Origin of the sequence: Bradyrhizobium sp. U531 (assembly GCF_051710265.1) — a bacterium.
Classification (GTDB): Bacteria; Pseudomonadota; Alphaproteobacteria; order Rhizobiales; family Xanthobacteraceae; genus Bradyrhizobium.
The window spans coordinates 15,292-41,751 of record NZ_JASVEN010000010.1 but is presented as its reverse complement, the minus strand read 5'-3'; the positions used below and the strand labels follow the sequence as shown (position 1 = coordinate 41,751).

Sequence of the window (26,460 nt, the reverse complement as noted above, 5' to 3'; positions counted from 1 at the left end):
CAGACATGCTGATATCCAGCGGCGATGCGCTGATCGATTTCGTGCCGACGCGGAACGCCGAGGGGCGCGAGGCGGTGATGCCGGCCGTCGGCGGCTCCTGCCTCAACGTTGCGATCGGCATGGCGCGGCTGGGGGCGCCCGTCGGCTTCGTCGGCGGCATCTCGACCGATTTGTTCGGGCAGATGATCGCAGACCATGCCACTGCCTCGCATGTCGACCTCAACCTCGCCACCCGCAGTGACCATCAGACCACGCTCGCCTTCGTCCGCATCGTCGCGGGCGAGTCGCACTACGCCTTCTACGATGCCGAGACCGCGACGCGGAGCTGGACCTATCGGCGCGGGACGATCCCGTTCGCCGATGTCGAGGTCGTCCATGTCGGTTCGACCACGCTGGTCAATGACCAGGGCGCAGCCGAGACCAGGGCCCTGATCGCGGACGCGCGCGAATCGTCCACGATCTCCTTCGATCCGAACTGCCGCCCCAATCTGGTCAAGGACAAGCCGGCCTACCTCGCGCGCATGGCCGAGTTCGCGAAACAAGCCGATCTCATCAAGATGTCCGATGTCGACTTCGCCTATCTCTATGGCGACGAGCCTTACGAGAAGCGCGCCGAGACATTGTTGAAGCAGGGGGCAAGCCTCGTTGTCATCACCCGCGGCCAGCATGGTGCCTTTGCCTGGCGCAAGGGGCCCGGTGAGATCCGGGTGCCGGCACCGAAGTCCACGGTGGTCGACACGATCGGCGCCGGCGATAGCTTTCAGGCTGCGTTGCTGTTCGCGTTGCATAGTCTGGATCGTCTGCACAGGGCACGGCTCGCGAGTATCGGGATCGACGAGCTCCGCCGCGCGCTGACCTTCGCCGCCAATTGCGCCGGATTGACCTGCACCCGTCCAGGCGCAGATCCGCCGTGGAGCCACGAGATCACCTGGGGTCTCTAACCCGTCACATCCGCGCGACGGCCTTCTCGGCACATTTGAGGAAGGTTCCGATCAGCGGGCTGTGGGAATCTCGCCGCCAGCACACCGCGATGTCGAGGGAGTCGGTGGCCTCGCGCAGCGGCCTGAACACGATGCCGCGCGGCGCCCCGAGCTGCGCGCAGGCCGGCAGGATGGCGAGGCCTTCGCCCGCCAGCACCAGGCTCATCGCCGAATGCACCGTCTCGACGCGGCTCGCGATCGGCATCACGACCTGGTGCCGGCGGAGCAGGGGGACCACGGCGGACGATGCGGGACCGTGGTCCGGATGCGGCAGCGCGATCAGCGGACGGCCGTGCAATTTTGCCATCGGCACGGAGCTCAGGCGGGCGAGCGGCGAGCGGTTCGGCATGGCCAGCATCAGGCGCTGCGTACCGATCCGGGCCACCTGGATCTCGGGATGGTTGATGGCCGGCATGCACAGCGCCACCGTGACGCTGCGATCGAGCACCCGGGCCTCGCGCGTCGAGGCGCTGAGCTCGGCGAATTCGAGGTCGACGCCGGGCACCGAACGGCGCAGCTCGGGGATCAGCCGCGGCAGCATCGCATTCGCCAGCACGAACATGTAGCCGACCGACAGCCGCCCGCGCTTGCCGGCGGCGACCGCGCGCGCGGCTTCGGCGCCGTCGACGGCCAACGCCAGCGCTTCGCTCGCGCGCGTCAGCAGCGCCTGGCCCGCCTCGGTCAGGTCCATGCCCCGGGTGCCGCGGCGGAACAGCGGCGCGCCGATCTCGGCCTCGAGCTTGCGGATCTGCACCGAGAGCGGAGGCTGCGCCATCCGCAGCCGCTCGGCGGCCTTGCCGATGCTGCGCGTCTCGGCGACGGCGACGAAATAGCGGAGCCGGCGAAGATCCATTGGCATACCGAAAACGTATGGGTTGGCGTCCAAAATCGTATTGGACGGCGAGTAAACAAAACTGTCATTCTCGCTGTCAATGTCTTGGGGCCGACGAGGCCAGCGGAGCGTGATGTGACGATGAATGGCGATCTCTGCCTCTTGTCTGCAACCGAACTGCGCGGCCTCATCGCCGCAAAGCGGGTTTCGCCCGTCGAGATCGTCAGGGCCGTGCTCGCGCGGGCCGAGGCGCGCCAGAGCGAGCTGAACTGCTTCATCACGATCTGCGGCGACGAGGCGATGGCAGAGGCGCGGGCCGCCGAGCGAAAGATGATGGCGGGCGAAGAGCTTGGGCTGCTCCACGGCATCCCCGTCACCGTCAAGGACATCGTCAACACCAGGGGCGTCAAGACCACCTTCGGTGCCGTCCCCTACAAGAACAATGTGCCGGCCGAGGATGCGGTTGCGGTAGCGCGGCTGCGCAGCGCCGGTGCGATCCTGATCGGCAAGACCACGACGCCGGAGTTCGGCAGCAAGTGCCTGACGGATTCGCCTTTGTTCGGCCGCACCCGTAACGCCTGGGATGCCGGCCGGTCCTCCGGCGGATCCAGCGGCGGCGCGGCGGTGGCGGTGGCGAGCGGTATCGCGCCGCTGGCAATTGCAACGGATGGCGGCGGCTCGACGCGGATCCCTGCGGCCTGCAACGGCGTAGTCGGCCTGAAGCAGAGCAACGGCGTGATCCCGCACAGCCAGGCCCTCGATGCCTTCGGCAATCAGACTTACGTCACGCCGACCACCCGCACCGTCGCCGACACCGCGCTGATGATGCAGGCGATGGCCGGTGAGGACGCCTGCGATCCCTGGTCGATCGGAATGCCCGTTCCTGACTTCATCGGCACCGCCGAAGCGCGAGGCGACCTGCGCGGGCTCAGGGTCCTGTATTGCCTGACGCCGCCGGGCCGGCCGGTCTCCGCGGACGTCGCCGCCAATTTCAAGGCGAGCCTGGACCGGTTGGCCAGCCTCGGCGCCGATCTCGAGGAGTTCTCCGGCGAGGGGTTCGACATCGAGCCGATCTGGCGCGCCATCAACCACACCGTCTGGCGCACGCGCTTTGCCAAGCTTGCGGCCGAGCACAAGGACGAGCTGAGCGAAGCATTCCTCAAGCAGCTGGCGCTCGCGACCGAGGTCAGTGGCGTCGACTACCAGGAAGCGATGTTCGCGCGCACGGCGCTGTTCCGCCGGGTGCAATCGCTGCTTGCGCGCGGACACTTCCTGGCGATGCCGACCCTGACGCGCACCGCGCTGCCGATCGACCAGGACCTGTTCGGCACCATCGTGATCGACGGCCGGCATTTCGACAGTGTCCGGCCGCACTGGTTCCCCTGGACCATGCTGTTCAACATGACCGGCCATCCGGCCGTCAGCCTTCCCTCAGGCTTTGGTGGCGACGGCCTGCCGATCGGGCTCCAGCTGGTCGGCCGCTTCCGGCATGATGCGGAATTGTTGCGCGCCAGTGCGTTGTTCGAGGCCTCCGCGGGCCTTCTGTCCCGCTGGCCGGAATGACGACATGCACAGGCCGCAAAAGGCTTATCCTCAAAGCCCTTGCCTCCGGCGCCCGGACATGTTGATCGTGCCGCAAGTGAGCTTTGAGCCCGAACGCGCATGAGCGTCTTTGTCCTCCGACGTCTGGTGACCTTGCTGGCGACGCTCATCGGCGCGTCGCTGATCATCTTCCTCGTGCTGGATGCGCTGCCGGGCAACGCTGCGCAGATGCTGATGGGCGCCGATGCCTCGCCGGACGCGGTGCGCGCGCTCACCGTCAAGCTCGGGCTCGATCAGCCGCTGGCGGTTCGCTATCTGCAATGGATCAGGGGCCTTCTGGTCGGCGATCTCGGCAACTCCTACGTCTACGGCACGCCGGTCGCCGCCCTGATCGCGGAGCGGCTGGTGCTGACCGTTCCGCTCGCGATCATGGCGATGGCGATCACGGTGACGCTGGCGCTCTCGGCCGGCATCTATACCGCCGCCAACCACAACAAGCTCGGCGACGTCGGCGTGATGTCGCTGACGCAGGTTGGCATCGCACTGCCGAATTTCTGGTTCGCGATCCTGCTGGTGCTGCTGTTTGCGGTGCGGCTGCAATGGCTTTCGGCGGGCGGCTTTGCCGGCTGGGAGGACGGCATCTGGCTGGGCGTGAGGTCGCTGCTGCTCCCCGCCGTCTCGCTCGCGGTGGTGCAGGCGGCGATCCTCGCGCGCGTGACCCGCTCGGCCGTGCTGGAGGTGCTGCGCGAGGACTTCGTTCGCACCGCCCGCGCGAAGGGGCTCGGCAAGCGCGAGGTGCTGTGGAGACATGTGCTGCGCAATGCCATGATCCCCGTGATGACGGTGATGGGGCTGCAATTCGCCAATCTGCTCGCCGGCACCATCGTGATCGAGAACGTGTTCTATTTGCCGGGCCTCGGCCGCCTTATCTTCCAGTCGATCGCCAACCGCGACCTGATCGTGGTGCGCAATTGCGTGATGCTGCTCGCGGCCATGGTCGTCATCGTCAACTTCGTGGTCGACGTGCTCTATGCCTTCATCGATCCCCGCATCAAGGTGCACGACCTGTGAGCGCGCCCCTGACCACGCCGGTTGAATTGCCGATGGCAGCGCGCCGTGCGCCGGCCCGCACGTTCTGGGCCCGTGCGCTCCGCCACCGCAGCTTCGTGCTCGGCGGTGCGCTGACCTTTCTGGTGGTTGCCTCGGCATTGTTGTCGCTGGTCTGGACGCCCTGGTCGCCTTACGAGATCGACATCGCCTCGAAGCTGCGGCCGCCGTCGGCGGCGCACTGGCTCGGTACCGATTCCTTCGGCCGCGACATCGTCTCGCTGCTGCTCGCGGGCGCCCGTTCCACCATCCTGGTCGGCGTCATCGCCGTGAGCATCGGTCTTTCCTTCGGCGTTACGCTCGGCCTGATCGCCTCGGCCCGGCGCGGCTGGACCGAAGAAATCATCATGCGGTTCTCCGACTTCACCTTCGCCTTTCCGGCCGTGCTCTCCGCGATCATGCTCGCCGCGGTGGTGGGCCCGGGCATGGTGACCTCGATCGTCGCGATCGGGATCTTCCAGATCCCGACGCTGACGAGGCTGACGCGCGGCTCGGCCAACGCGATCTGGGCCCGCGAATTCGTGCTGGCCGCGCGCGCCGCCGGCAAGGGCGCCTTCCGCATCACCGTCGAGCACGTGCTGCCCAATATCCTATCGATCCTGATCGTGCAGGTCACGATCCAGTTCGCGCTCGCCATTCTTGCCGAGGCCGCGCTGTCCTATCTCGGTCTCGGCACGCAGCCGCCACAGCCGTCCTGGGGACGCATGTTGAACGATGCGCAGTCGCTGCTGTTCCAGTCGCCGATGCTCGCGGTCTATCCAGGTGCCGCGATCGCGATCGCGGTGCTCGGCCTCAACCTGCTCGGCGACGGACTGCGCGATCTGCTCGATCCCCGACTGGCGCGGGAGCGATGACGATGGCCGAGCGCTCCGACATCCCGCTGATCGCGGTCGACGATCTCGGCGTCCGCCTCAACACCAGCCGCGGGCCGGCGCAGGCCGTGCGCGGCGTCAGCTTTGCGCTCAAGCGCGGCGAGACGCTCGGGCTGGTCGGCGAGTCCGGCTGCGGCAAGTCGGTCACGGCGTTGTCGCTGATGGGGCTGCTGCCTGACAGCGCCGTAATCTCCGGCAGCATCAAGCTGGACGGCACCGAGCTTTCGGGATTGCCGGATGCGGATTATTGCCGCCTGCGCGGCAACCGGATCAGCATGATCTTCCAGGAGCCGATGACCGCGCTCAATCCGATGCACACGATCGGCGATCAGGTCGCCGAGCCGCTGCGGCGGCACAAGAAGCACTCGGCAGCGCAGGCACGCAAGGAGGCTATTGCCTTGCTCGACCGTGTCGGATTGCCGGACCCGGCGCGGCGGGTGGATGCCTATCCGCACCAGTTCTCCGGCGGTCAGCGCCAGCGCATCACCATCGCGATGGCGCTCGCCTGCGAGCCCGATCTCTTGATCGCGGACGAGCCGACCACCGCGCTCGACGTCACCATCCAGGGCCAGATCCTCGACCTGATCGCCGACCTCGTCGAGGAGCGCGGCATGTCGATGATCCTGATCTCGCATGATCTCGGCGTCATCGCCGAGAACGTGCAGCGCATGATGGTGATGTATGGCGGCACCGTGGTCGAGAGCGGACCGACCGACGAAGTGTTCCGCCGCATGGGGCATCCCTACACGCAAGGCCTGTTCCGCGCCCGGCCGAGGCTCGGCGCGCGCAAGGGGACGCGGTTGACGACGATCGCCGGCACCGTGCCGGAGCTGGCCGATCTGCCGTCCGGCTGCACCTTCTCGGACCGCTGCCCGCTCGTGATCGACCGGTGCCGCGCGGCGCTTCCGCCGATGATCGACGTCGGCCCCGGGCACTTCGTCCGCTGCATCCGGACGGATGTCTCGATGGCCGAACGCGAGGGAGCGCTGACTGCATGAGCGCCGAGCTGCTTCTCGACGTCACGGATCTCGAACAGCGCTATGCGCTGCCGCGGGAGAGCCTGTTTCGTCCGCCGGGGCAGGTGCATGCGCTCAACGGCGTCAGCGTGCAGGTTGCCGCCGGCAAGAGCCTCGGCGTCGTCGGCGAATCCGGATCGGGCAAGTCGACCTTCGCGCGGCTGGTGATGGCGCTGGAGCGGCCGACGTCGGGGCAGGTCGCGCTGCTCGGCCGTGATCTCAATCGCATCTCCGCCGACGAGCTGCGCCGCGCCCGCCGCGATTTCCAGATGGTGTTCCAGGATCCTTACGGCTCGCTCGATCCGCGCCAGACCATCGCCCGCATCGTCGCCGAGCCGCTGACCGTGCTGGAGGGCGCCGACCGCGCCACCTTCCGCGAACGCGTCGCCGCGGTGCTGCGCCAGGTCGGCTTGCGCGATGCGGACATGGAGAAATATCCGCACGAATTCTCCGGCGGCCAGCGCCAGCGCATTGCGATTGCGCGCGCGCTGATCACCCAGCCGAAGCTGATCGTCGCCGACGAGCCGGTCTCCGCGCTCGACGTCTCCGTGCAGGCGCAGGTGCTGAACTTGATGCAGGACCTGCAGGAGCAGTTCGGCCTGAGCTACATCCTGATCAGCCATGACCTCGCCGTCGTCGACTATCTCTGCGACGAGGTCGCGGTGATGTATCTCGGCCGGATCGTGGAGCAGGGGCGCCCGGAGGATCTGTTCGAGCATTGCGCGCACCCCTACACCCGGGCGCTGCTGGAGGCGGTGCCGCGGGCACGCGCCGGGGGCACGAGGCGGCGGCGCGGGGGCCAGGCGATCGCCTCGCAATCGGCGGCGACGGCCGGATGCCCCTATGTGGCGCGCTGTCCGCTCGCCGAGCAGCATTGCCGCGAGGCCCTGCCTGAGTTACGCAGGGTTGGCGAAGGGCACCTTGCCGCCTGCCACAGGGCGGAGGCCGTGATGGCGTTGCCGCAGGCAGCCATGGAAGGTTAGAGTCCGGAGCCGGATTGGCGTTGAGCTCAAGAACAGAACAGGCCGGGGAGTTACGCATGTTGAGGAAATTATCGATCGTCGCGTTTGCCGCCGCGCTCGTCGCGGCGCCTTTGCCCGTGCTGGCGCAGAGCAAGAAGGACAGCGTCGTCATGGGGATGACGCTGGAGCCGCCGGGGCTCGATCCCACCAATGCCGCCGCCGCCGCGATCGCCGAGGTCACGCTCTACAACATCTACGAGACGCTGACCAAGATCAACGAGGACGGCTCGGCCTCGCCGCTGCTGGCGGAAAGCTGGACCGCTTCGCCCGACCTGAAGACCTACACGTTCAAGCTTCGCAAGGGCGTCAAATTCCACAATGGCGAGCCGTTCAATTCCGCGGCGGTGAAGTTCTCGTTCGAGCGAAACGCGGCGGCGACCAGCACCAACAAGGACAAGAGCCTGTTCCAGTCCTTCGAGAAGGTCGAGGCGCCGGACGCGGATACCGTGGTGATCTCCGTGAAATATTCCGAGCCGAACCTGCCGTTCCTGCTCGGACAGGCGAGCGGCTCGATCGTCGAGCCCAAGAGCGCGGCGACCAACGTGACGCAGCCGGTCGGAACCGGGCCCTATCAGCTCGGCGCCTGGGCCAAGGGCTCCTCGATCACGCTGAACAAATGGGCCGATTATCGCAACGCCTCGGCGATCAAGCTGTCGAAGGTGACGATCCGCTTCATCTCCGATCCGGCCGCCCAGGCGGCTGCGCTGCTCTCGAACGACGTCGACGCGTTCCCGCGTATCGCCACCCGCGTTGTTGCCCAGTTCAAGTCCGATCCGCGCTTCGCGGTGCTGATCGGCGGCTCCAGGGCCAAGACCATCGTCGCCATCAACCACCGCAAGAAGCCGCTGGACGACGTTCGCGTTCGCCGCGCTATCCTCGCTGCGATCGATCGCAAGGCCCTGATCGACGGCGCCGTCGAGGGCTTCGGCACGCCGATCGGCAGCTTCTACACGCCGGGCTCACTCGGCTATGTCGACACCACCGGCGTCAATCCCTACGACCCCGAGAAGGCCAAGAAGCTGCTCGCTGAAGCCGGCGTGACTGCGCCGATCGAAGTGTCTCTCAAGCTGCCGCCGCCGCCCTATGCGCGGCAGGGCGGCGAGATCGTCGCGGCCCAGCTCGCCAAGGTCGGCATCAACGCCAAGATCGAGAACGTCGAGTGGGCGCAGTGGCTGTCGCAAGTGTTCGCACCCAACGGTCCGCACAATTTCGACCTCACCATCGTCAGCCATGTCGAGCCGTTCGATCTCGTCAAGCTCACCGAGCCCGACTACTACATCGGCTACAACAACGAGGCCTTCAACGCGCTCTACAAGCAGATCGTGTCGACGCCGGAGGAGGCCGCCCGTGCCAAGCTGCTCGGCGATGCCCAGCGCATGCTGGCCACCGATGCCGTCTCCGCCTATTTGTTCCAGCCGCAATGGCCGACCGTCATCAACAAGAAGCTGAAGGGCGTCTGGAAGGAAGTCCCGCAGTTCGAGAATGATTTCTCGACCTGGGCCTGGGAGTAGGGGCGACCGATCGGATCACGCGTCGGGCCAATCCTGGCCTCTCCCTCATCGGGGAGAGGCCATTTGTTTTTGCAAAGCCAAACAAAAAACTGAAAAACAACCCCATGCACAGTAGACGGGGTTAGTCATTTCAATGCCTTGCGCGATGCGCTCGGCGGCTTTCGATTTGGCCGCGATTCCGTTGACCCGTCGGGCAAAACACTGGCAATATCACGTCATCGCGGCGTCATGGTTCGGGACGCGCCGTCAGGCGGGGCACGCCATGAAGAAGCCAACTGGCCTCGCCGCGGCCGGCATCCCGGTGCCGATCCCCCTTAAGCTCGACGACGCATCGATGAGCGATATCGCTCAAGCCCTGGCCGACGGCCGGGTCAATGCGGCGGCGCTGACCAAAGCCTATCTCGCGCGCATCGAGGCTTATTATCGCGCCGTGCCCGCGCTCAACGCCGTGCGCGCGCTCAATCCCGATGCGCTCGCGATTGCGGGCAAGCTCGACGGCACCAAGGCGTCAGCCAGGCGGCCGCTCGCGGGCATCCCGATTCTGGTGAAGGACAACATCGCGACGGGCGACAAGCAGCCGACGACGGCAGGCTCGCTAGCGCTGGAGGGCGCGCGCGCCCGGCGCGATGCGACCGTCGTGAGGCTGCTGCGCAAGGCCGGCGCGGTGATCCTCGGCAAGGCGAATTTGACGGAGTTCGCCAACATTCTCGCGGCCGACATGCCTGCGGGCTATTCGTCGTTGGGCGGTCAGGTGAAAAATCCTTACGCGCCGGCGCTCGAAGACGACCGCGGCATCCCGCTCGTGCCGCCGGGCGGCTCGAGCGCGGGCTCAGCGGTCGCGGTGGCGGCCGGCCTGTGCGCGGCTGCGATCGGCACCGAGACCTCGGGCTCGTTGCTGTATCCCGCCAGCCAGAACGGCCTCGTTACGGTGAAGCCGACGGTCGGCCTCGTCAGCTGCGCCGGCGTTGTGCCGATCGCCCACAGTCAGGACACCGTGGGTCCGATGACGCGCACCGTGCGCGATGCGGCGATGCTGCTCAACGTGCTAGCGGCCGTGGATCCGCTCGATCCCGCGACCGAGCGGCAGCGGAGGCCGGCCGATTTCACCGCCGATCTCACGGCGGATGCGATGAGAGGTGCACGTATCGGCGTGCCGAGCGACGCATCCGACCCGCTGAACGATCGCTTCTACGGCAAGTTACCAGCGCGGTCGGCCAAGGTCATGGCCGATGCGATTAAGGTGCTGGAAGATCTCGGCGCCGTCATCGTGCGGGCCAACATGCCGACGGCAGGCTGGATCGGCGGCCCCGGCACGAGCATGAACGTGCTCAACCGCAATCCGCTCAGCCGCAACAAAGGCAACGTGGCGACACCGCCGATCGTCTTCCTCTACGAGCTCAAGCGCGATCTCAATCTCTATCTCAGGGATTGGGCCACCAACACCGACATGAAGACCATGGCCGACATCGTGGCCTTCAACGAGGCGCATGCGGACAAGGCGTTGCGCTTCGGGCAGGACCTGTTCCTCTCCGCCGACATGACCAGAGGCGACCTCAGCGAGCGCGAATACAAGTCGGCACGCGCTATGGACCTGCTCTCGGCGAAGACGCGCGGCATGGATGCCTACATGAACGAGCACAAGCTCGATGCCGTACTGTTCCCGGGCGCCGCGGGCTGTGTGATTGCGGCGAAGGCAGGCTATCCCAGCGTCATGGTGCCGGCCGGCTTCATCTCGGGAGCAGACGACAAGGACACGCCCGACTATCCGTTCGGCGTCACCTTCGCAGGCCGCGCCTGGAGCGAGCACAAGCTGCTGCGTCTGGCTTATGCCTATGAGCAGGCCTCCAACATGCGCAAAGCACCGCCGGATTTGGCGGGGGGTTAGAGGTCGCTGACTCCTCATTGATCTGTCGACGAACAGGCGCCCGACGGGGGATGTCGGTTCGGATGTCGGCTTGGGAGCGATTGGCGGAAATGCGATTACCATCGGTATTGTCTTCTTGTGATCCGAATCCGACTACCTCCAACCGAATCACCAGAAACAGCGCGCGCTCGCAAAACTTGCCCGCGTCACTTGATAGCTCTTCAATTTCTATGTCCACCCAGATCAAATCCCGTCGCCAAGTCGCATTTCCAGGCGACAGTTTTGTCAGCTTGACGGCGGTCTCTCGGCCAGCGCGCAGTACCTCGAGCGCACTCCCCCTGTCGTTCTATTTCGGGTCTTTTCGAAAGACGTAGCTGTGTCCTTCCACCATCATCGTGATGAGGTTCGTAGTCGCGACCGTGCTTCGGCAAGGTGATGTCGACTTCTGACAGCGCAGATGGAGCGACTCCATGTCCACGATCACCACGAACGACGGCGTAAACATCTTCTACAAGGATTGGGGATCAGGTCAGCCGATCGTCTTCAGCCACGGTTGGCCGCTGACGGCGGACGACTGGGATGCCCAGATGACGTTCTTCCTTCGTCACGGGTATCGGGTGATCGCCCACGACCGGCGCGGCCACGGCCGGTCCGACCAGCCCAGCACGGGCAACAACATGAACCGTTGGGTTGACGACCTCGCGGCGCTGACTGAACACCTCAACCTGCGCGACGCCATCCACATCGGGCACTCCACGGGTGGCGGTGAGGTTGCTCGCTATGTCGCTCGCCACCAGGAGCGCGTCGCGAAGGCGGTTCTGGTCGCTTCACTGACGCCGAACATGTACCGGAGCGAGAACAACGCGGCCGGTCAACCGCCGGAGTGGTTCGAAGCGATCCGGGCAGGCGTGCTGGGCAACCGGTCGGAATTCTACCGTTTCGTCCCCGAGAATCCGTTCTACGGCTACAACCTCGATGGGGCCAAGCCTTCGGAGGCAATCATTGCGAATTGGTGGCGCCAAGGCATGGCCGGCGGTGCTCTCGCTCACCACGCGACTGTCGACTCCTGGCTCGAAGATTACACTGAAGACCTCAAGAAGATCACCGTGCCGGTGCTGGTGATGCATGGCGAGGCCGATCAAGTCGTTCCGTTCGCAAGTTCCGTGCCGCGTGCGGTCGACTTGCTCAGGAACGGGGCGCTGAAGACCTATCCCGGCTACCCCCATGGCATGCTCACCACGCATGCGGATGTCCTCAACCCCGACCTGCTCTCGTTCATCAGAGCTTGACGACATCTCTCATCCATCATCGCCTTCCCGCACGAAGGAGATGCCGCATGCAAGACGGCTTCTCCTTCCAGTCTAGGAGACGGTACGCCACAGCCGCTTTTGGTCCTTCGCCCCCTCGTCGTCGCACTGCCGACATCAGCTTTGGTCGGAATGCGGACTACGCCCGAAGCTTAAGGCCACCGGGCCGCAAGACATTGAACGTTTGGAACCCTGATGCGTTAGCCCGCCAGAGATGACATGACGGTGCGGCCACGGAGTTCGGTTCTTGCTCAAGCTTTACAGGTGGCCGTCCGACGACTGGCGGAGTATCGGCGCGGACTTGCCCTCGGAGATCATCTGGGCCGATCTGTTGAATGCAACCGGGGAGGAACGGCAGTTCGTCGAACGGTTGCTGAACATACGCGTTCCGTCGGAGGACTCTCTGAGTGAGATCGAGGCGTCCAGCCGCCTCATCTTCTCCCATGGCACGCTTTATCTCAGCTCGCCCGCCGTCCGCCTCACCGAGGACAACGAGGCCGTGATCACCCCCGTGGGCTTCGTCATCGGCCCGCATGTGCTGGTGACGGTTCGCTTTGCGGAGCTGCCGATCTTCGACGACATCGGCAAGCGCGTCGGCGCTGACGACGGCCTGGAGAACGGCATGTGCGTCTTCACCAGCCTGCTCGAGGCCATGATCGACCGCGGCGCGGATGTGCTCGAGCATCTCGGCGCGCGGGTGGACACGCTCTCTCGCGGTGTATTCAAGGGCGGCCTCGTCCGCACCCAGCGGCCAGTGAGGTCCAGCCGCAGGATGCGCGAGGCGCTGGAGAACATCGGCCAACTCGCCGATCATCTTGCCAAGGCTCGTGATGTCTTGCTCGGTGTGGGGCGCATTGCCTCCTTTGCCGGCGACGTCGGCAGCGAATGGATCACGGAGGCGTCGAAGAAGCGCCTGAGCGCCGTTTCGAAGGACGTCGTCTCGCTCAGCGACTACGAGACGCGCCTGTCCGACAAGATCCAGCTGCTGCTCGACGCCGTGCTCGGCTTCATCAGCATTCAGCAGAACGAGTTGTTCAAGATCCTGACCATCGTCTCTGTCGTCGGCGTGCCTCCGACGATCATGGTCGGCATCTGGGGCATGAATTTCAAGCACATGCCCGAGCTCGACTGGAGCTTCGGCTATCCGCTGGCATGGCTCGCGATCATCGCCAGCGGCATCGTGCCCCTGATCTGGTTCAAGCGACGCGGCTGGTTCGAATGACGTACGCTTCGTAGGGTGGGTTACGCCTTGCGGACTGCGCTTCGCACAGGCCGCAAGGCTAACCCACCCTATGCATCGGGCTGTTCGCCCAGTCATGCCGCCTGCGCGTTGGCGCGGCCGATCCAGTCGCGCGCCAGTGTCACGTCGGCTTGCGACAATTGATGGCCCGCCGGCAGCACCTTGTGGTCGACACGCGCTCCGGCATCCGACAACAGCGTCGCCAGCTTCGCCGAATTTCTTGCCGGCACGATAGGATCGGCCTGTCCGGACAGCAACAGCACCGACTTGCCTGCGAGCTCAGCCTTCGGCGGATCCGACAGCGGCACCATCGCGCGCAGCAGGATTGCTCCCGCAAGCACCTCCGGCTGCAACAGCAACAGCGCCGCCGCGATGTTGGCGCCGTTGGAGAAGCCGACCGCAACGGGCGCGGCGATGCCGTATTGCTTGCGCGCCTCGACGACGAACTCGCCTAGTTCGTTCGCGCGCCGGCGCACGTCTTCCTCGTCGAATACGCCTTCCGCAAGGCGGCGGAAGAAGCGCGGCATGCCGTGCTCGAGCACGCGGCCGCGCGGCGAGAGCAGGGCGGATCCCGGCGAGATCATCTTGCCGAGCCCGAGCAGGTCGTTCTCGTCGCCGCCGGTGCCGTGCAGCAGCAGTAGAGGAGTGGAGCCCGCGTCGCGCGCGGGCTCGAAACGATGGATGAATTCGGTCATGACGCGGTCTCTTCCAGATTCTGCAGAACGCCCTCGATCTGCTTACGGTGCTGCTCGAGGAAGCCAGGCAGCTTCAGGTCTCGTCCCAGCGTCGCGACCGGCTCGTCGACGGCGAAGCCGGGGATGTCGGTCGCGATCTCGAACAGCACGCCGCCGGGCTCGCGGAAGTAGATCGAGCGGAAGTAGTTGCGGTCCCGCTGCTCGGTCGGATGCAGGCCGTGATTGCTCGCGAGCTTTTGCGCCATCTGGCTCTGCTCGGCATCGTCGGCCGCGCGGAAGGCGATGTGATGCACGGAGCCGCCGCCCTGATGGCCGCGCAGAAAGCCCTTGGCCTCGTAGATGTCGACGACGCTGCCTTGGACGTCGCCGGTCGCCTTGAAGCGGATCACGGAGCCTTCGCGGCCCGTCTCCTTGAAGCCGAACACGTCGGTGAGGACGGCGGCCGTCTTCGCCGCGCTGTCGAGCAGGAGGGTCACGCCGTGAAAGCCGCGGATCGCGTGCTCCGCGGGGACATCGCCATTGCTCCAGCCGGGCTCGTTCTCGGCGCCGGGAATGCCGACCAGCGCGAGCGCCATGCCGTCAGGGTCGGTGAACGGCAGCACGGACTCGCCGAAACGCTTCTCGAGCGCCTCATAGGCGATGCCCTTCTCGGTGAAGCGCTGGGTCCAGTATCCGAGCGAGCGCTGCGGCACGCGGAAGGCGGTCTGATGGGTCTCGCCGACGCCGCGACGTCCAGGCGACGCGCCGGCCCAGGGAAAGAAGGTCAGGATGGTGCCGGGGCGGCCGGTCTCGTCGCCGTAATAGAAGTGGTAGGTGCCGGGATCGTCGAAATTGACCGTCTTCTTGACGAAGCGCAGGCCGAGATCCCGCGTATAGAAGCCAAAATTGCGGATCGGATCGCCCGCGATCGCGGTGACATGGTGCAGTCCAGACATTGTCGTCCTCCAAAGCTCGGGGAGCGTCTTGCTCTGACCGGAAATATTGTTCCGCTTTGGATTGGAGACAATCCATGCAAATATGACGGCTATGTCTACGAATTGGAAACAATCGCCGGAAGCGGCCCTTGGATAAGCTCGGCAGCCTCCGGGCCTTCGTGAAGGTGGTCGAAAGCGGCAGTTTTGCCGAGGCCGGCCGGCAATTGCGGCTGTCCCGCTCGGCGATCAGCAAATACATCGCCGACCTCGAGGAGAGCCTCGGCGTCCAGCTTTTGAACCGGACCACGCGGCATGCGAGCCCGACCGAGAGCGGCCAGCGCTATTTCGAACGCGCGCTCGTCATCCTCTCGGAGGTCGAGGCGGCCGACCAGGCGGTGACGCAGGCTCAATCCGCGCCGCGCGGGCTGCTCCGCGTCAACGCGCCGATGTCGTTCGGCACGATGCGGCTCGGTCCCGTGCTCGCCGATTTCATGGCGCTCTATCCCGAGCTTCAGCTCCAGATCGTGCTCAGCGACGACCTGCTCGATCCCGTGCAGGATGGTTTTGACGTGACGCTGCGGATCGCGGAGCTGGAATCCTCCAGCTTGATTGCGCGAAGGATCATGCCGGTGGCGCGGATGATCTGCGCCTCGCCGGATTATCTCGCGCGGCACGGCACGCCCGGGCATCCGCAGGATCTGCGCGAGCATGCCGCGCTGACCTACGGCTTCCTGCTGACCGGCAATCAGTGGAAGCTCACCGGCAGCGATGGCGATCACTGGATTCAGCCGGCGTGGTCACTGTGTGTCAACAATGCCGAGGTGCTGCGCGACGTCGCGATCAAGGGCAGGGGGCTGGCCCTGCTGCCGGAGTTCATCGCCATTGATGCGTTGAAGAAGGGCGAGCTGCGAACGGTGCTCGACGACTATTCCGCGCCGCCGCTCGCGCTCTATGCGGTGTACCCGCCGACGCGGCACCTGTCGGTGAAGGTGCGGCTGTTCATCGATTTTCTGGTGGAGCGGTTTGGGCGCGAGGAGGATCGCGTGCGGGCGCGCTGAGAGGCGGGGCCGGCTCCATCATCTGAAGGCAGGGCAGGCTTTCCGCTCAGGATCGGCCGGCGGCGTGCCGCTGCCATCCGACGTCCCGCTGCCATTGTCATGGGCGGAAAGTCGCGGTTTGCCTAAGCAAAGGGCACTGCAAGCCTGCAAATCAATCACTGGGAAGATTGATTTCAATATGCATTCCTGCACGATCGATTGCACATCTCGCCATTTTCTTTCGCGCCGCTGCGGCCAACACTTCTCGTGCTCGCGGCGGAAGTGCGCAGAGCCGCAGAGCCCACGGGGATGCCGATGCAACAGATCACCGCAGCGATCTCGAATCCGAAGGTGAAGCGCGCGATCGAACTCGCGGTGGGCCCGTTACTGTTGTTTGCGTTGTGGTGGATCGCCTTCAAGGGGCAACTGGTCAACAAGGACCTGCTGCCGTCGCCGGTCGACACGCTGCGCGACACCGCGGCTAGCATCGCAGCCGGCAAGATGACCGGCGATTTCGTTCACACCATCGCGCGGGTCGGCTATTCGACCCTGATCGCCGTGATCGCGGGCGTTCCGATCGGGATCGTGCTCGGCGCCAAGGCCGCGATCTATCGCTCGGTCGAATTCCTGGTCGACTTCTTCCGCTCCACGCCGGCAACCGCACTCTTCCCGCTCTTCCTGCTGCTGTTTGGACTGGGTGATTTCGCCAAGATTGCCGTCGCGGCGTTCGCCGCCTGGCTCGTCATCGTCTTCAACGTCGCTTACGGCGTCATGAATGCCCGCCAGACCCGCATCCTCGCCGCCCGCTCGATGGGCGCTTCGTCGCTCCGCATCTTCAAGGACGTCATCTTCTACGAGACCCTGCCGCAGACCTTCGTCGGCCTGCGCACGGCGGTGTCGCTTGCACTGGTCGTGATCATCGTCGCCGAGATGTTCATCGGCGCGACGGACGGCATCGGTCACCGCATCATCGATGCGCAGATCTCCTACTCGCTCACCGACATGTACGGCTCCATCCTGATCGCGGGCGCGATGGGATACGGGCTCAACCTCATGCTCCTGATGATCGAACGCTCGTTCATTCACTGGTCCGGCAGATAGTCCGCCCACCCAAAACGAAGAGGCCATCATGCAAACGAAGAGATTCCTTGCGGCGTTCGCGACGTCCACGTTCCTGCTTGGTGCGGCCGGCGCGCATGCGGCCTGCGACAAGACCGAGAAGGTGACGGCCGTCTGGCTGCCGATCATGCAGACGACGGCCTACTACGTCGCTCTGGAAGAGAAGCTGTTCGAGAAGGCCTGCATCGAGATCGTTTCCACCAAGATGGAAGCGCCGAACCAGATCATCGACGCCCTGATCGCGGAGCGTGCCGATTTCGGTCCTCCGGGCGCTGCAGCCGGCATCGCGATGATCGCGGAAGCCAAGTTCCCGGGCAAACTGAAGGTGTTTGGCCTGCAGGGTGGGGGCATCGTCGTCGACCGCATCAATGACGGCCTGATCGTCAAGCCGGACAGCCCGATCAAGAGCTTTGCCGACCTGAAGGGCAAGTCGCTCGGTCACGTCCCGGGCATCCAATGGCGCACCATCTCCCGCCACATGGTCCGTTCGGCGGGGCTCGATCCCGATACCGACGTCAAGCTGGTCGACCTCGCGGTCGCGATGCAGGTGCCCGCCGTGGTCGGCGGCACGGTCGATGCGACGCTCTCGCTGGAGCCGGTCGGATCGATCGCGGTCGCCTCGGGCAAGGCTGCCCGCGCCATGACCAATCCGGTCGCGCATGTGATCGCCGATCCCTTCTATTCAGGCGCCTCGTTGATGACCACGAAGTTCCTGAAGGAGCGGCCCGAGGTGGCGCGCAAGGTGGTCGCCGTGATCGACGAGGCGACCGACCTCGTGAATGCCGACTTCAAGAAATACAAGCCGATCCTCACCAAGTATACGCCGATCAAGGAGGACCAGCTCGAACTCCTGGCGCAGCCTTATCTGCGCGGCTTCAAGGATCTCAACGACACCGACCTGAAGTCGTATCAGGCGCTGGTCGACGTTTTCATCAAGGAGGGCGTGGTGGTAGGTCCGATCAACGTCAAAGACAAGCTCCTCGCCAAGTCCGATCTCGGAAACTGAGTGGACACTCCGATGGGGAACGTGACCGCGATCCGCAGCATCGACCGGGCAGCCGCTGAAGCCCCGTCACCTGCACCGTCGCCGAAGCCGCGGCAGGCCTACGTCACGGTGCGTGGGCTGAGCAAGAAATTTCAGGGCACGACGATCTACGACGACTTCTCGATCGACCTGCCGATGGGAAAGTTCATCTCGGTCTTCGGCCCGAACGGTTGCGGCAAGAGCACTTTCATCAACATGATCTCCGGCCTGATGCCGATGGATGCCGGCGAGGTGCTGTATGACGGCCAGACCATCCGGGACACCAGGATCTCGTATGTGTTTCAGAACTACAGGGAAGCGCTGTTCCCCTGGATGCGCGCGATCGACAACATTCACTATCCGCTGAAGGTGATCGGGCTGGATCGCAAGGAGAGGCGCCGGCGCGTCGAGAAGCTGCTTGCGGATTTCGACGTACCGTTCGACCTCAATGCCTACCCCTACACGCTGTCCGGAGGCCAGCAGCAAACGGTTTCGATCCTGCGCGCGCTCGTGACCGAGCCCGAAGTGCTGTTCCTCGACGAGCCATTTTCCGCGCTGGACTACGAAATGACGCTGTTCATGCGCGAACGGCTGCAGCACATCTTCATGAAGTTGAAGACCACGATGTTGCTGGTGTCGCACGACCTGGAAGAAGCCATCCAGCTCGCCGACCAGGTCGTGCTGCTGACGCGCCGGCCGACGCGCGTCGCGGAAATCGTTCCGGTGGATCTGCCCTGGCCGCGGGATCTCGATGTCACCACCGGCGAGGGGTTCATCACCCTGAAACGCCATTGCCTCGACCGCTTCTGGCGCGAGGTCAAGCGAGACTAATTCGATCAACCTTCGAAAGATGGAGACCAACATGACGAAGCGCCGTTTTCGCGCTGCCGCCGTCCAGACGCTTGCCCGTTTGGGGGACTTCGACCACAACATCGCGCTCGCCACGCAATATGTCGAGGACGCGGTGAGGCAGGGAGCCGAACTGGTCGTGTTCCCGGAATGCATGGACACCGGCTATCTCTTCGATTCCGCCGATCACTGCCGCGAACTCGCTGAAACGATGTCGGACGGCCCGTTCGTGACGGCATTGTCCGCGCTCGCCTGGAAGCACGGCATCTACATCGCCAGCGGCGTCACCGAATGGGATCCGGACAAGGAGAAGATCTTCAACACCGGCATCATGTTCGGCCGGAAGGGCGAGACCGTCTGTCATTATCACAAGCAGTTCCTCGCCACCCACGATCAGAACTGGTTTGCGTTCGGCGAACGCGGCTGCCCGGTCGTGGACACGGATCTCGGCAGGATCGGCCTGCTAATCTGCTTCGATGGCCGCATTCCCGAGATCTTCCGCGCAATGGCGATGCAGGGCGCGGAAGTGATCGTCGACATGGCGAACTTCTTCGCTATGGACCAGGCGGACATGTGGGGCCCCGCTCGCAGCTACGAGAACGGCATGTGGCTCGTGGCGGCAACCAAGGCCGGCTACGAGCGATCGATCTATTATCCCGGCGGCAGCATGATCGTCGATCCCAAGGGACGGGTGCTGTCGAAGGTGCCGTACGATGTGCACGGTATGGCCATTGCCGACGTCGATCTCGACGCCGCGCACGACAAGTCGATCTATTCGGCGAACGACAAGATCGCCGACCGCCGTCCCGAGACGTATGGGCTGATGGCGCTGCCGTACGAGAAGACGCCGGTCTACCGGATCGCGGAACAGCCGCTGATCCCGGCGAAGTCCGTCGCCAAGGTCGCCGCCGTGCAGATGCACGTGACCAGGGACAGCGGGGCGGAGGAGGTGTTCGACATGGTCGATCACGCGGCCAAGCTCGGCATCAAGGTCCTCACGCTGCCGGAATATGCGTTTTGTCCGTCCGCAATCCCGAATGCGGCTGAGGCCGCAACCCTGGCCGACCAGACGACATCGCTGTTGACCCGGACGGCCGCCATCGCGTCCCGCTATCAATGCCTGATCGCGCTGCCCACGGTAGAGCGAGCCGCGGCCGGGCTGTTCGTCACGACGTTCCTGATCGGGCCCGATGGGAAGGAGGTCGGGAAATATCGCAAGACCCACCTGACGGCCGAGGAGCGGAAATGGGCGCGGGCCGGCGACGACTATCCGGTGTTCGAGACACCATTCGGGCGGATCGGCATCATGTCCGGCTATGACGCCGTCTTTCCGGAGGTCTCGCGGTGTCTCGGTATCGCGGCGGCAGACATCATCCTGTGGCCGGCCTCGCTGCGCGAGCCGTTCGAACGTGAGCTGCTGGCGATACCGAGGGCCGAGGACAATCGGGTCGCGGTGGTGCTGGCGAACCGTGTCGACTCGCCCTATCCGGGCGGCAGCCTGGTGATCCCGCCGACCGGCTTCCCGCTCTGGGACATCAACCTCGTCGCGCCACGTGTCTTCAAGCTCGGGGCCGTCATGCCCAAGCACATCGATCTCGCGGTCTGCCGGCAGAAGCTGATGATCCCGAAGGTCGACATGTTCGCTAACCGGCTGGTCGAAACCTACGCCCCGATCATTGCCGCCTGACGGTTGCCGTGCCTGCTGATATGCCCGAAAGTAACGAGTGCTAGATGCCGAAGCTCGCGAACGGGTATATCAGGACGGCCGAGGTGGCAAAGGCTGCGCGAACGCTGCGTTACAATTGGGACGACGTGATCTTCTTCCTGGAGGTCGCGCGGACCCGCAATCTCGTCCGCGCGGGCCAGAAGCTGAAGGTCGACCACACCACCGTCAGCAGGCGGGTGAGGGAGCTCGAGCGCAGCCTCAACACCACGCTGTTCAAGCGGAGCAAGGCGGGCTTTGCGCTGACGGAAGCGGGCCTGCGGCTGCTGCAGTTCGCCGAAGGCATGGAGAACAACGCCAACGCCATCATCGAAACGGTGGTCGGTTCCGAGAAGGCGGACGCCGCCGGCGCGGTGCGCATTGCCGCGATGGAAGGCATCGGCAGCATGTACCTGACGAGCTGCATGGCCGCCTTCAGCAAGGCCTGGCCCTCCATTCAGGTCGAGCTGATCACCGATACGCGCCTGCTCGACATGACGCGCCGCGAGGCCGACATCTTCATCAGCTTCTTCAAGCCGAAGGGACGGCGGCTCTCGGTCAAGAAGGTCGGCGAGTTCAGAATCTTCCTCTACGCCTCCAGTGCCTATCTGCAGCGCGCGGGAGCTCCGGCAGATCTGAAGGACCTCGACAACCATGACTTCATCGATTTCATCGACGAGCACATCCACATCAAGGAGAACCGCTGGCTGTCCGACATCCTGCGGCCGGCGCATGTGGTGTTTCGCAGCACCAGTCTCGTATCCCAGTATATGGCGGCATCGAACGGGGTCGGAATCGCCATGCTGCCGTCCTATGTGGCGGCCCACAACAAGGACCTGCGTCCGATCCTGCCGAGCTATTTCTCCGTCCGCGACATCTGGCTATCCGTTCACGAGGACCTGCTGCACATCGCCCGCATCAAGGCGGTCATGGGCTTTCTGGAGAAACGCGTCGCGGCCGATGCCGACTATCTGATGTCGGCGACCCATCTCGCCAAGGCCGTGTGACCGAGGGGCGCCGCGGGCGCGCCTAGCCCGCCGAGCGTTGTCCCGCCGGCCGGAGCAACTCATCCAGCGCGCTCATCGAGGCCGTCTGCAGCGCGGCGAGATCTTGCGCGGCGCGCGCGCATTCCGGCGCGGACATTGAGGCGGCGGCGTCCTCGACTTCTCGGCAGCGCTCGAACAGGCGGACGAGGCCGAGCGCGCCGGCGGCGCTGCCGAGCTGGTGCGTCAAGCGCGCGAGCTGCTTGCGATCGCCTGCCGCCGCGGCCCGGGCAATGTCCGCGATCAGTCCGTCGCTGGTCTCCTGCAGCAGATGATGCAGCTTTTCGATCTGCCTGACGCCGAGCAGCTCCCTCTGGTCGTCGAGATAGTGCCGGTCGATCAATGCGCCGGCCGCGAGCTGCGCGTCTGCTGGACCCATCCTGGGGCCGTCCTCGATGGCCTCGCGCAGCGCGTTGACCAGGATCGGCTTGCTGACGATCTGGACGATGCCGGCGTCCGCGAGCCGCTCGCGGGCGAGGGAGGACACATCCGCCGTCACGGCGATGATGCGCGGCGTGTTTGTCAGGCCGAGCTTGCCGATCCGCGACGCCGCCTCGACGCCGTCCATGTCGGGCATGTGCAGGTCCATCAGGATGATGTCGAAGGATCGATCGCGGGCGAGCTCGACGGCCGATGCACCGTTCCGGGCGATCGTGGGGTGATGACCGAGCCGCTTCAGGATCGCCTCTCCGACCTCGCAATTGACGGGATCGTCGTCGACCAGGAGCACGCGGAGCGGGCGCGACGGGGGCGGCAACGCGCCTTGCGCGACATCGCTTGCGGCAAGGCCGAGCGGCACCTCGAAGGTGAAATTGCTGCCCGCGCCCGGCGTGCTCGCAACCGTCAGCTCGCCGCGCATCAGGCGGCTGAGGCGCCGCGCGATCGCAAGGCCGAGACCCGTGCCGCCGAACCGCCGCGCGATGCTGTCATCGGCCTGCACGAAATCCTCGAAGATGCGCTCGTGCATGTCGGGGGCGATGCCGATGCCGGTATCGCGGACGGTCATGCGCAGCAGGATGTGGTCGTCGTGCCGCTGTGCGGCCGCGCTCACCGCGATCCCGCCTGATGGCGTGAACTTGATGGCGTTGCCGATCAGGTTGAGCAGGATGCGGTTGAGCCTGACGGGATCGCCGTGCACGGAGGTGTTGACCGAAGCATCGCAGGCGAGCTCGAAGGTCAGTCCCTTGCCCAGGGCTTGCGGGCGCATCAGATCGACGGCCGTCTCGATCAGCTGGCCCAGGTGGAAATTGCGCGGCTCCAGCACCTCGGTGCTGGCCTCGAGGCGCGCATATTCGAGAATCGTATCGACCAGCGCGATCAGCGTTTCGCCCGACGCGGCCGCGGTCGTGAGATGGCGCCGCTGCGCTTCGCCGAGCCTGCCGTCGTCGAGCAGCTGCAGCACGCCCATGACGCCGTTCAGGGGCGTGCGCAGCTCGTGACTGACGACGGCGAGGAAGCGCGATTTGGTCTCGTTGGCCGCGACCGCCACGCTGCGCGCGCGCTCGGCGGCGTCATGCTCGGCAAGCGCGTGGTCGCGCGCCTTCTCCAGCTCGGAGGTGCGCTCGACCACCTTGCGCTCGAGCGTCGCGTAGGACTCGCGCAAATGCGCCGCCATGCGGTTGAACTGCTCGCCGAGCGCCTCCAGCTCGTCACCGGTCCTGATCGCGAGCCGTTGGCCGAGATCGCCGCTGCCGATCCGCTTGGCGCCTTGCGTCAACATCTGGATCGGCACGGTCATGCGCCGGCTGAGAACGAGCGAGACCAGCACCGCACAGATCAGCAGGATGACGAGAAGAAACGTCGAGCGGCCAATCGATGCATAGATCGGCGCGTAGGCTTCGGTGAGCGGCAGCTCGACGAACACCAGCCAGCCGAGCGAGGGCACTGTCGCGTAGGTCGACAGCACGCGCTGACCGGACAAATCCTCCTTGACCAGGCCGCCGGAGGGAGGTCCCACGCCATCGAGCGCGGCGCGGACGTCCGGATGGCCGGAGAGGTCGCTGCGCTGCAGAGCCCGCCACAGATCGGGATGCGCGATCAAGACACCCATGCGATCGACTACATAGGCCTTGCCGGTGTTGCCGACCCTGATCCCGGTCACGAGATCCCAGATGAAGCGCAGATTGACCTCGGCGACGATGACATTCGGGTTACGGCCGATGCCGCGCGTGGCGAGCGTCATGAACGGCTCGGTGTCCGCGAAGAAATAGACCGGCCCGTAATACGCCCGGCTGTCATTGGCACCGCGAAAGGCGGGCGAGGCGGAGAGATCGGCCTTGCTGCCGATCTTGTCCGCCACGCGGCGGGATACGCGCACCTGTTCGATCCCACGCGAGTCGAGCTCGGCGAGCTCAGCAATTGCCGGCGACAGGCGCAAGAGGCGGATGGCGTTGAGCCGCTCGTCCTCGTTGGTCGACAATTCCGGCGGCAGGCGCGACAGCCATCTGATCTGGCTCTCGATCTGTCCGATGAACTGGCCGATCTGGATCGCGGCAGACGCGGCCTGCTCGCGCTGGGTCGCCGCCAGCAGCTGCTTCTGCTCGCGATAGGAGAACCAGACGTCGAAGCCGGTGTTGATGGCGAGCGCGGCAAAGGCGAGGGCGACGATGGAGTAGAGATATTTGCGAAACAACCGGCCGGGAGGCGTCCGCAAAGGTCCCTGGTCGTCCGTCTCGTTCACTCGCGGATCTCGTCGGCGCGCGCGAGCAGCGTGAAGGGAATGGTCAATCCAAGCGCGCGGGCGACCGTGCGGTTGATCAAGAGCTCGTATTTCCGCGGCGATTGCACCGGCAGGTCACCGGCCTTGGTGCCGCGCAGGATAAGGTCCACGTAGTCGGCCGAGCGCACTTCCAGCGTCGGGCCGTAGCTCATCAAGCCGCCGGCATCCATGAAATAGTGGAACGGATAGATCGTGGGCACACGATATTTGTCGACGGCCGCGATGACTGCCTGGCGGTTGACGACGAGGAAGCTGTCGACCAGCGCGATCATCGCAGCCTTGGGCGGCTCTGAGAAGCGCCTGACGGCTTCGTCGATGTCCGCCGGCGCGTTGACGGGGGTGGGCACCGCGGCCACGCCGGTCTCGGCCGCTTCCTGCTCGATCGAGTCGAGGAAGAAGCGTCCCGCCCGGGGCGTGGTCGCCGGGTTGAACAGCACACCCACGCGGGAAATATCCGGCACGGCCTCGCGGATGAGCTGAAGCCATTTGCCGCCCAATTCGGCGGTGCTGTTGGTGAAGCCGGTGACGTTGCCGCCGGGATGCGCGAGGCTTTCGACGAAGCCATTGCCGACGGGATCGTTGGCGGTCGCGAACACGATCGGGATGGTCTTGGTGGCGGCAAGCACCGCTGCGGTCTCGACCGTGGATCCCGTCAGGATCACATCCGGCTTGAGGGCCAGCAACTCCTGGATCGCCGACTTCAGCCGGTCCGGCGGACCAAAGCTCGAACGAAGCTCGAGACGGAAGTTGACGCCTTCGACCCAGCCGCGCTGCCTCAAGCCGACGATGAGGCCGCCGAGACGCGAGGTCGCGCTGTCGATCATGCTCCGCCGGGTCAGATCGTCGTCGAGCGGCAAGGCTGTCAACGAGGCGACGATCCGCATGCGATCCGACGTTGCGCCGAGCGCGCTCCATCCCGCGACGGTTGCTCCCGCAAGACGGATGAAGCCGCGGCGATCGACCGCGAAAGCGGAACGCCGTTCGGTCATGGAATTCTTTGCATGTGGCTTGCCCCGGTTTGTTGCTTAGCGCGAACGGCCGGTGTCCACAATTGATCAAAAAAAGCGCTTGTGAATGTTCATTCGCAGCGTTTGGCAGCCCGATACCGTATTCCTACGCAGCCAAGAGTCGCTGTTTCGAATTTTGTCTCCTCGGTGGCGCCTTGTAACGCCTTGTGGCGTTGCAGCATTTTCGTCCCGGTTGCGACGACGGTGCGGGCAAGCCGGTTTCGCAGCTGCCGATTTTTGAAGCGTTGTTTCAGGTTTGTTTCGAAGGTTTTCGATGCGCAAGATCTATCTCATTCCGGCCGTCGTCGGCCTGTTCACCTCCATTGCAGCCGGGCCGCTCGCGGCTCAGGGCGCCGTGCCGAAGCAGAAGGCTGCCCAGGCACCCAGGGCGGCTGCGGCCGGCGCTCCCGCTGCGGCCGGAACGCCCGTGGCCGCCGGCACGAGTGCGGCCGAGGCGCCGGGAGCGGAGGAGAAATCCAAGGCGATCGACGGCTTCCGCTCCGCCAAGTTCGGCATGAGCGAGGCCGACGTGCGCGCGGCGATGGCGAAGGATTTCAACGCCAAGCCCGACGCCATCAAGGCGCAGGACAACGCGGCCGAGCTGACACGCAGCATCCTGCTGTCCGTTCCGGAGCTGCTGCCGAACGGCGGGACCGCCGAGCTGTCCTACGTGTTCGGCTACAAGTCCAAATCGCTGATCCAAGTCGGCGCGGTTTGGTCGAAGGCGACCGACGCTGCGATCACGCCGGAGAAGCTGTTCTCCAACGCCAATATCCTGCGCGCCCATTTCATGGGCGAGGGCTTCAAGCCCGATTCCATCGCGGTCAACATGCCCGTCGCCGGCGGCATCGTGATGTTCCGCGGCAGCGACGCCAAGGACCGCTCGGTGATCCTGCTGCTGCAGGGCACGTTCGAGAACAAGGAGAACAACCAGCGCCTGCTGACCCCGACCAGCCTGCTGCTGTTCTACGTGGCCGACGCCAAGAGCCCCGACATCTTCAAGCTGCCGCCCGGCCAGTTCTGATGCCTGGAACGCACGACATTCTCCCACCCGGTTG

22 protein-coding genes are annotated in these 26,460 nt (G+C 65.2%); 17 read left to right on the top strand and 5 right to left on the bottom strand.

Annotated elements, in window-relative coordinates; genetic code table 11:
* Positions 1–5 precede the first annotated feature (5 nt).
* Positions 6–941: a carbohydrate kinase family protein gene (locus tag QRQ56_RS32290; RefSeq protein WP_438745435.1), complete on the top strand. Its 936-nt coding sequence runs from the start codon at positions 6–8 to the stop codon at positions 939–941.
* 4 nt (positions 942–945) lie between these two features.
* Here the strand turns inward: QRQ56_RS32290 and QRQ56_RS32285 are convergent, their stop codons facing one another.
* On the bottom strand, positions 946–1,833 hold the full coding sequence (locus QRQ56_RS32285; RefSeq protein ID WP_438745434.1) for a LysR family transcriptional regulator: 888 nt from the start codon (positions 1,831–1,833) through the stop codon (positions 946–948).
* A gap of 120 nt (positions 1,834–1,953) precedes the next feature.
* On the opposite strand from QRQ56_RS32285, the gene QRQ56_RS32280 reads away from it, so the two are divergent.
* The 9 genes from QRQ56_RS32280 to QRQ56_RS32240 all read left to right on the top strand — a co-directional run bounded on the left by QRQ56_RS32280 (position 1,954) and on the right by QRQ56_RS32240 (position 13,275).
* On the top strand, positions 1,954–3,375 hold the full coding sequence (locus QRQ56_RS32280; RefSeq protein ID WP_438745661.1) for an amidase: 1,422 nt from the start codon (positions 1,954–1,956) through the stop codon (positions 3,373–3,375).
* A 99-nt stretch (positions 3,376–3,474) separates the two neighbouring features.
* Positions 3,475–4,425, top strand: coding sequence for an ABC transporter permease (locus tag QRQ56_RS32275; RefSeq protein WP_438745433.1), 951 nt, complete (start codon positions 3,475–3,477; stop codon positions 4,423–4,425).
* Entirely contained in the window at positions 4,422–5,315 is an 894-nt protein-coding gene (locus QRQ56_RS32270) for an ABC transporter permease (protein WP_438745432.1), read from the top strand. Before QRQ56_RS32275 ends, QRQ56_RS32270 begins: the two co-directional genes overlap by 4 nt.
* 2 nt (positions 5,316–5,317) lie before the next feature.
* A complete protein-coding gene (locus QRQ56_RS32265; protein WP_438745431.1) occupies positions 5,318–6,331 on the top strand; it encodes an ABC transporter ATP-binding protein in 1,014 nt (337 codons plus the stop codon).
* Positions 6,328–7,332 carry an ABC transporter ATP-binding protein gene (locus tag QRQ56_RS32260; RefSeq protein ID WP_438745430.1) on the top strand — a complete coding sequence of 335 codons (1,005 nt, stop codon included), beginning with the start codon at positions 6,328–6,330 and terminating at the stop codon, positions 7,330–7,332. The genes QRQ56_RS32265 and QRQ56_RS32260 overlap by 4 nt, the downstream gene beginning before the upstream one ends.
* 56 nt (positions 7,333–7,388) lie before the next feature.
* The gene (locus QRQ56_RS32255) at positions 7,389–8,882 is read left to right on the top strand and encodes an ABC transporter substrate-binding protein (protein ID WP_438745429.1); all 1,494 of its coding nucleotides are present in this window, start codon (positions 7,389–7,391) and stop codon (positions 8,880–8,882) included.
* Between the two features lie 262 nt (positions 8,883–9,144).
* Positions 9,145–10,767, top strand: coding sequence for an amidase family protein (locus QRQ56_RS32250; protein ID WP_438745428.1), 1,623 nt, complete (start codon positions 9,145–9,147; stop codon positions 10,765–10,767).
* A gap of 449 nt (positions 10,768–11,216) precedes the next feature.
* A complete protein-coding gene (locus QRQ56_RS32245) occupies positions 11,217–12,035 on the top strand; it encodes an alpha/beta fold hydrolase (RefSeq protein ID WP_438745427.1) in 819 nt (272 codons plus the stop codon).
* A gap of 265 nt (positions 12,036–12,300) precedes the next feature.
* Entirely contained in the window at positions 12,301–13,275 is a 975-nt protein-coding gene (locus QRQ56_RS32240) for a magnesium transporter CorA family protein (RefSeq protein WP_438745426.1), read from the top strand.
* 92 nt (positions 13,276–13,367) lie between these two features.
* On the opposite strand, the gene QRQ56_RS32235 is transcribed toward QRQ56_RS32240, so the two are convergent.
* Both QRQ56_RS32235 and QRQ56_RS32230 read right to left on the bottom strand, forming a co-directional pair.
* Entirely contained in the window at positions 13,368–13,988 is a 621-nt protein-coding gene (locus QRQ56_RS32235; RefSeq protein ID WP_438745425.1) for an alpha/beta hydrolase, read from the bottom strand.
* Complete coding sequence (locus tag QRQ56_RS32230; RefSeq protein WP_438745424.1) at positions 13,985–14,923, bottom strand: ring-cleaving dioxygenase; 939 nt, start codon at positions 14,921–14,923, stop codon at positions 13,985–13,987. Before QRQ56_RS32230 ends, QRQ56_RS32235 begins: the two co-directional genes overlap by 4 nt.
* Positions 14,924–15,051: 128 nt before the next feature.
* On the opposite strand from QRQ56_RS32230, the gene QRQ56_RS32225 reads away from it, so the two are divergent.
* From QRQ56_RS32225 to QRQ56_RS32200, 6 genes are all read left to right on the top strand, one after another.
* On the top strand, positions 15,052–15,960 hold the full coding sequence (locus QRQ56_RS32225) for a LysR substrate-binding domain-containing protein (protein ID WP_438745422.1): 909 nt from the start codon (positions 15,052–15,054) through the stop codon (positions 15,958–15,960).
* A gap of 294 nt (positions 15,961–16,254) precedes the next feature.
* Positions 16,255–17,040 (top strand): ABC transporter permease, encoded by a 786-nt coding sequence (locus QRQ56_RS32220; RefSeq protein ID WP_438745420.1) that lies wholly within the window; start codon positions 16,255–16,257, stop codon positions 17,038–17,040.
* 28 nt (positions 17,041–17,068) lie between these two features.
* A complete protein-coding gene (locus QRQ56_RS32215) occupies positions 17,069–18,064 on the top strand; it encodes an ABC transporter substrate-binding protein (protein WP_438745419.1) in 996 nt (331 codons plus the stop codon).
* Between the two features lie 12 nt (positions 18,065–18,076).
* Entirely contained in the window at positions 18,077–18,913 is an 837-nt protein-coding gene (locus tag QRQ56_RS32210) for an ABC transporter ATP-binding protein (RefSeq protein ID WP_438745418.1), read from the top strand.
* A 31-nt stretch (positions 18,914–18,944) separates the two neighbouring features.
* On the top strand, positions 18,945–20,618 hold the full coding sequence (locus QRQ56_RS32205; RefSeq protein WP_438745417.1) for a carbon-nitrogen hydrolase family protein: 1,674 nt from the start codon (positions 18,945–18,947) through the stop codon (positions 20,616–20,618).
* Positions 20,619–20,662: 44 nt separating this feature from the next.
* Positions 20,663–21,640, top strand: a complete 978-nt coding sequence (locus QRQ56_RS32200) for a LysR family transcriptional regulator (RefSeq protein ID WP_438745415.1) — start codon at positions 20,663–20,665, stop codon at positions 21,638–21,640.
* A gap of 22 nt (positions 21,641–21,662) precedes the next feature.
* On the opposite strand, the gene QRQ56_RS32195 is transcribed toward QRQ56_RS32200, so the two are convergent.
* Both QRQ56_RS32195 and QRQ56_RS32190 read right to left on the bottom strand, forming a co-directional pair.
* On the bottom strand, positions 21,663–24,356 hold the full coding sequence (locus QRQ56_RS32195; RefSeq protein ID WP_438745414.1) for an ATP-binding protein: 2,694 nt from the start codon (positions 24,354–24,356) through the stop codon (positions 21,663–21,665).
* The gene (locus tag QRQ56_RS32190; protein ID WP_438745412.1) at positions 24,353–25,384 is read right to left on the bottom strand and encodes an ABC transporter substrate-binding protein; all 1,032 of its coding nucleotides are present in this window, start codon (positions 25,382–25,384) and stop codon (positions 24,353–24,355) included. Before QRQ56_RS32190 ends, QRQ56_RS32195 begins: the two co-directional genes overlap by 4 nt.
* 292 nt (positions 25,385–25,676) lie before the next feature.
* Between QRQ56_RS32190 and QRQ56_RS32185 the strand changes: the two genes are divergently transcribed.
* On the top strand, positions 25,677–26,426 hold the full coding sequence (locus QRQ56_RS32185) for a hypothetical protein (protein WP_438745411.1): 750 nt from the start codon (positions 25,677–25,679) through the stop codon (positions 26,424–26,426).
* Positions 26,427–26,460: the final 34 nt, after the last annotated feature.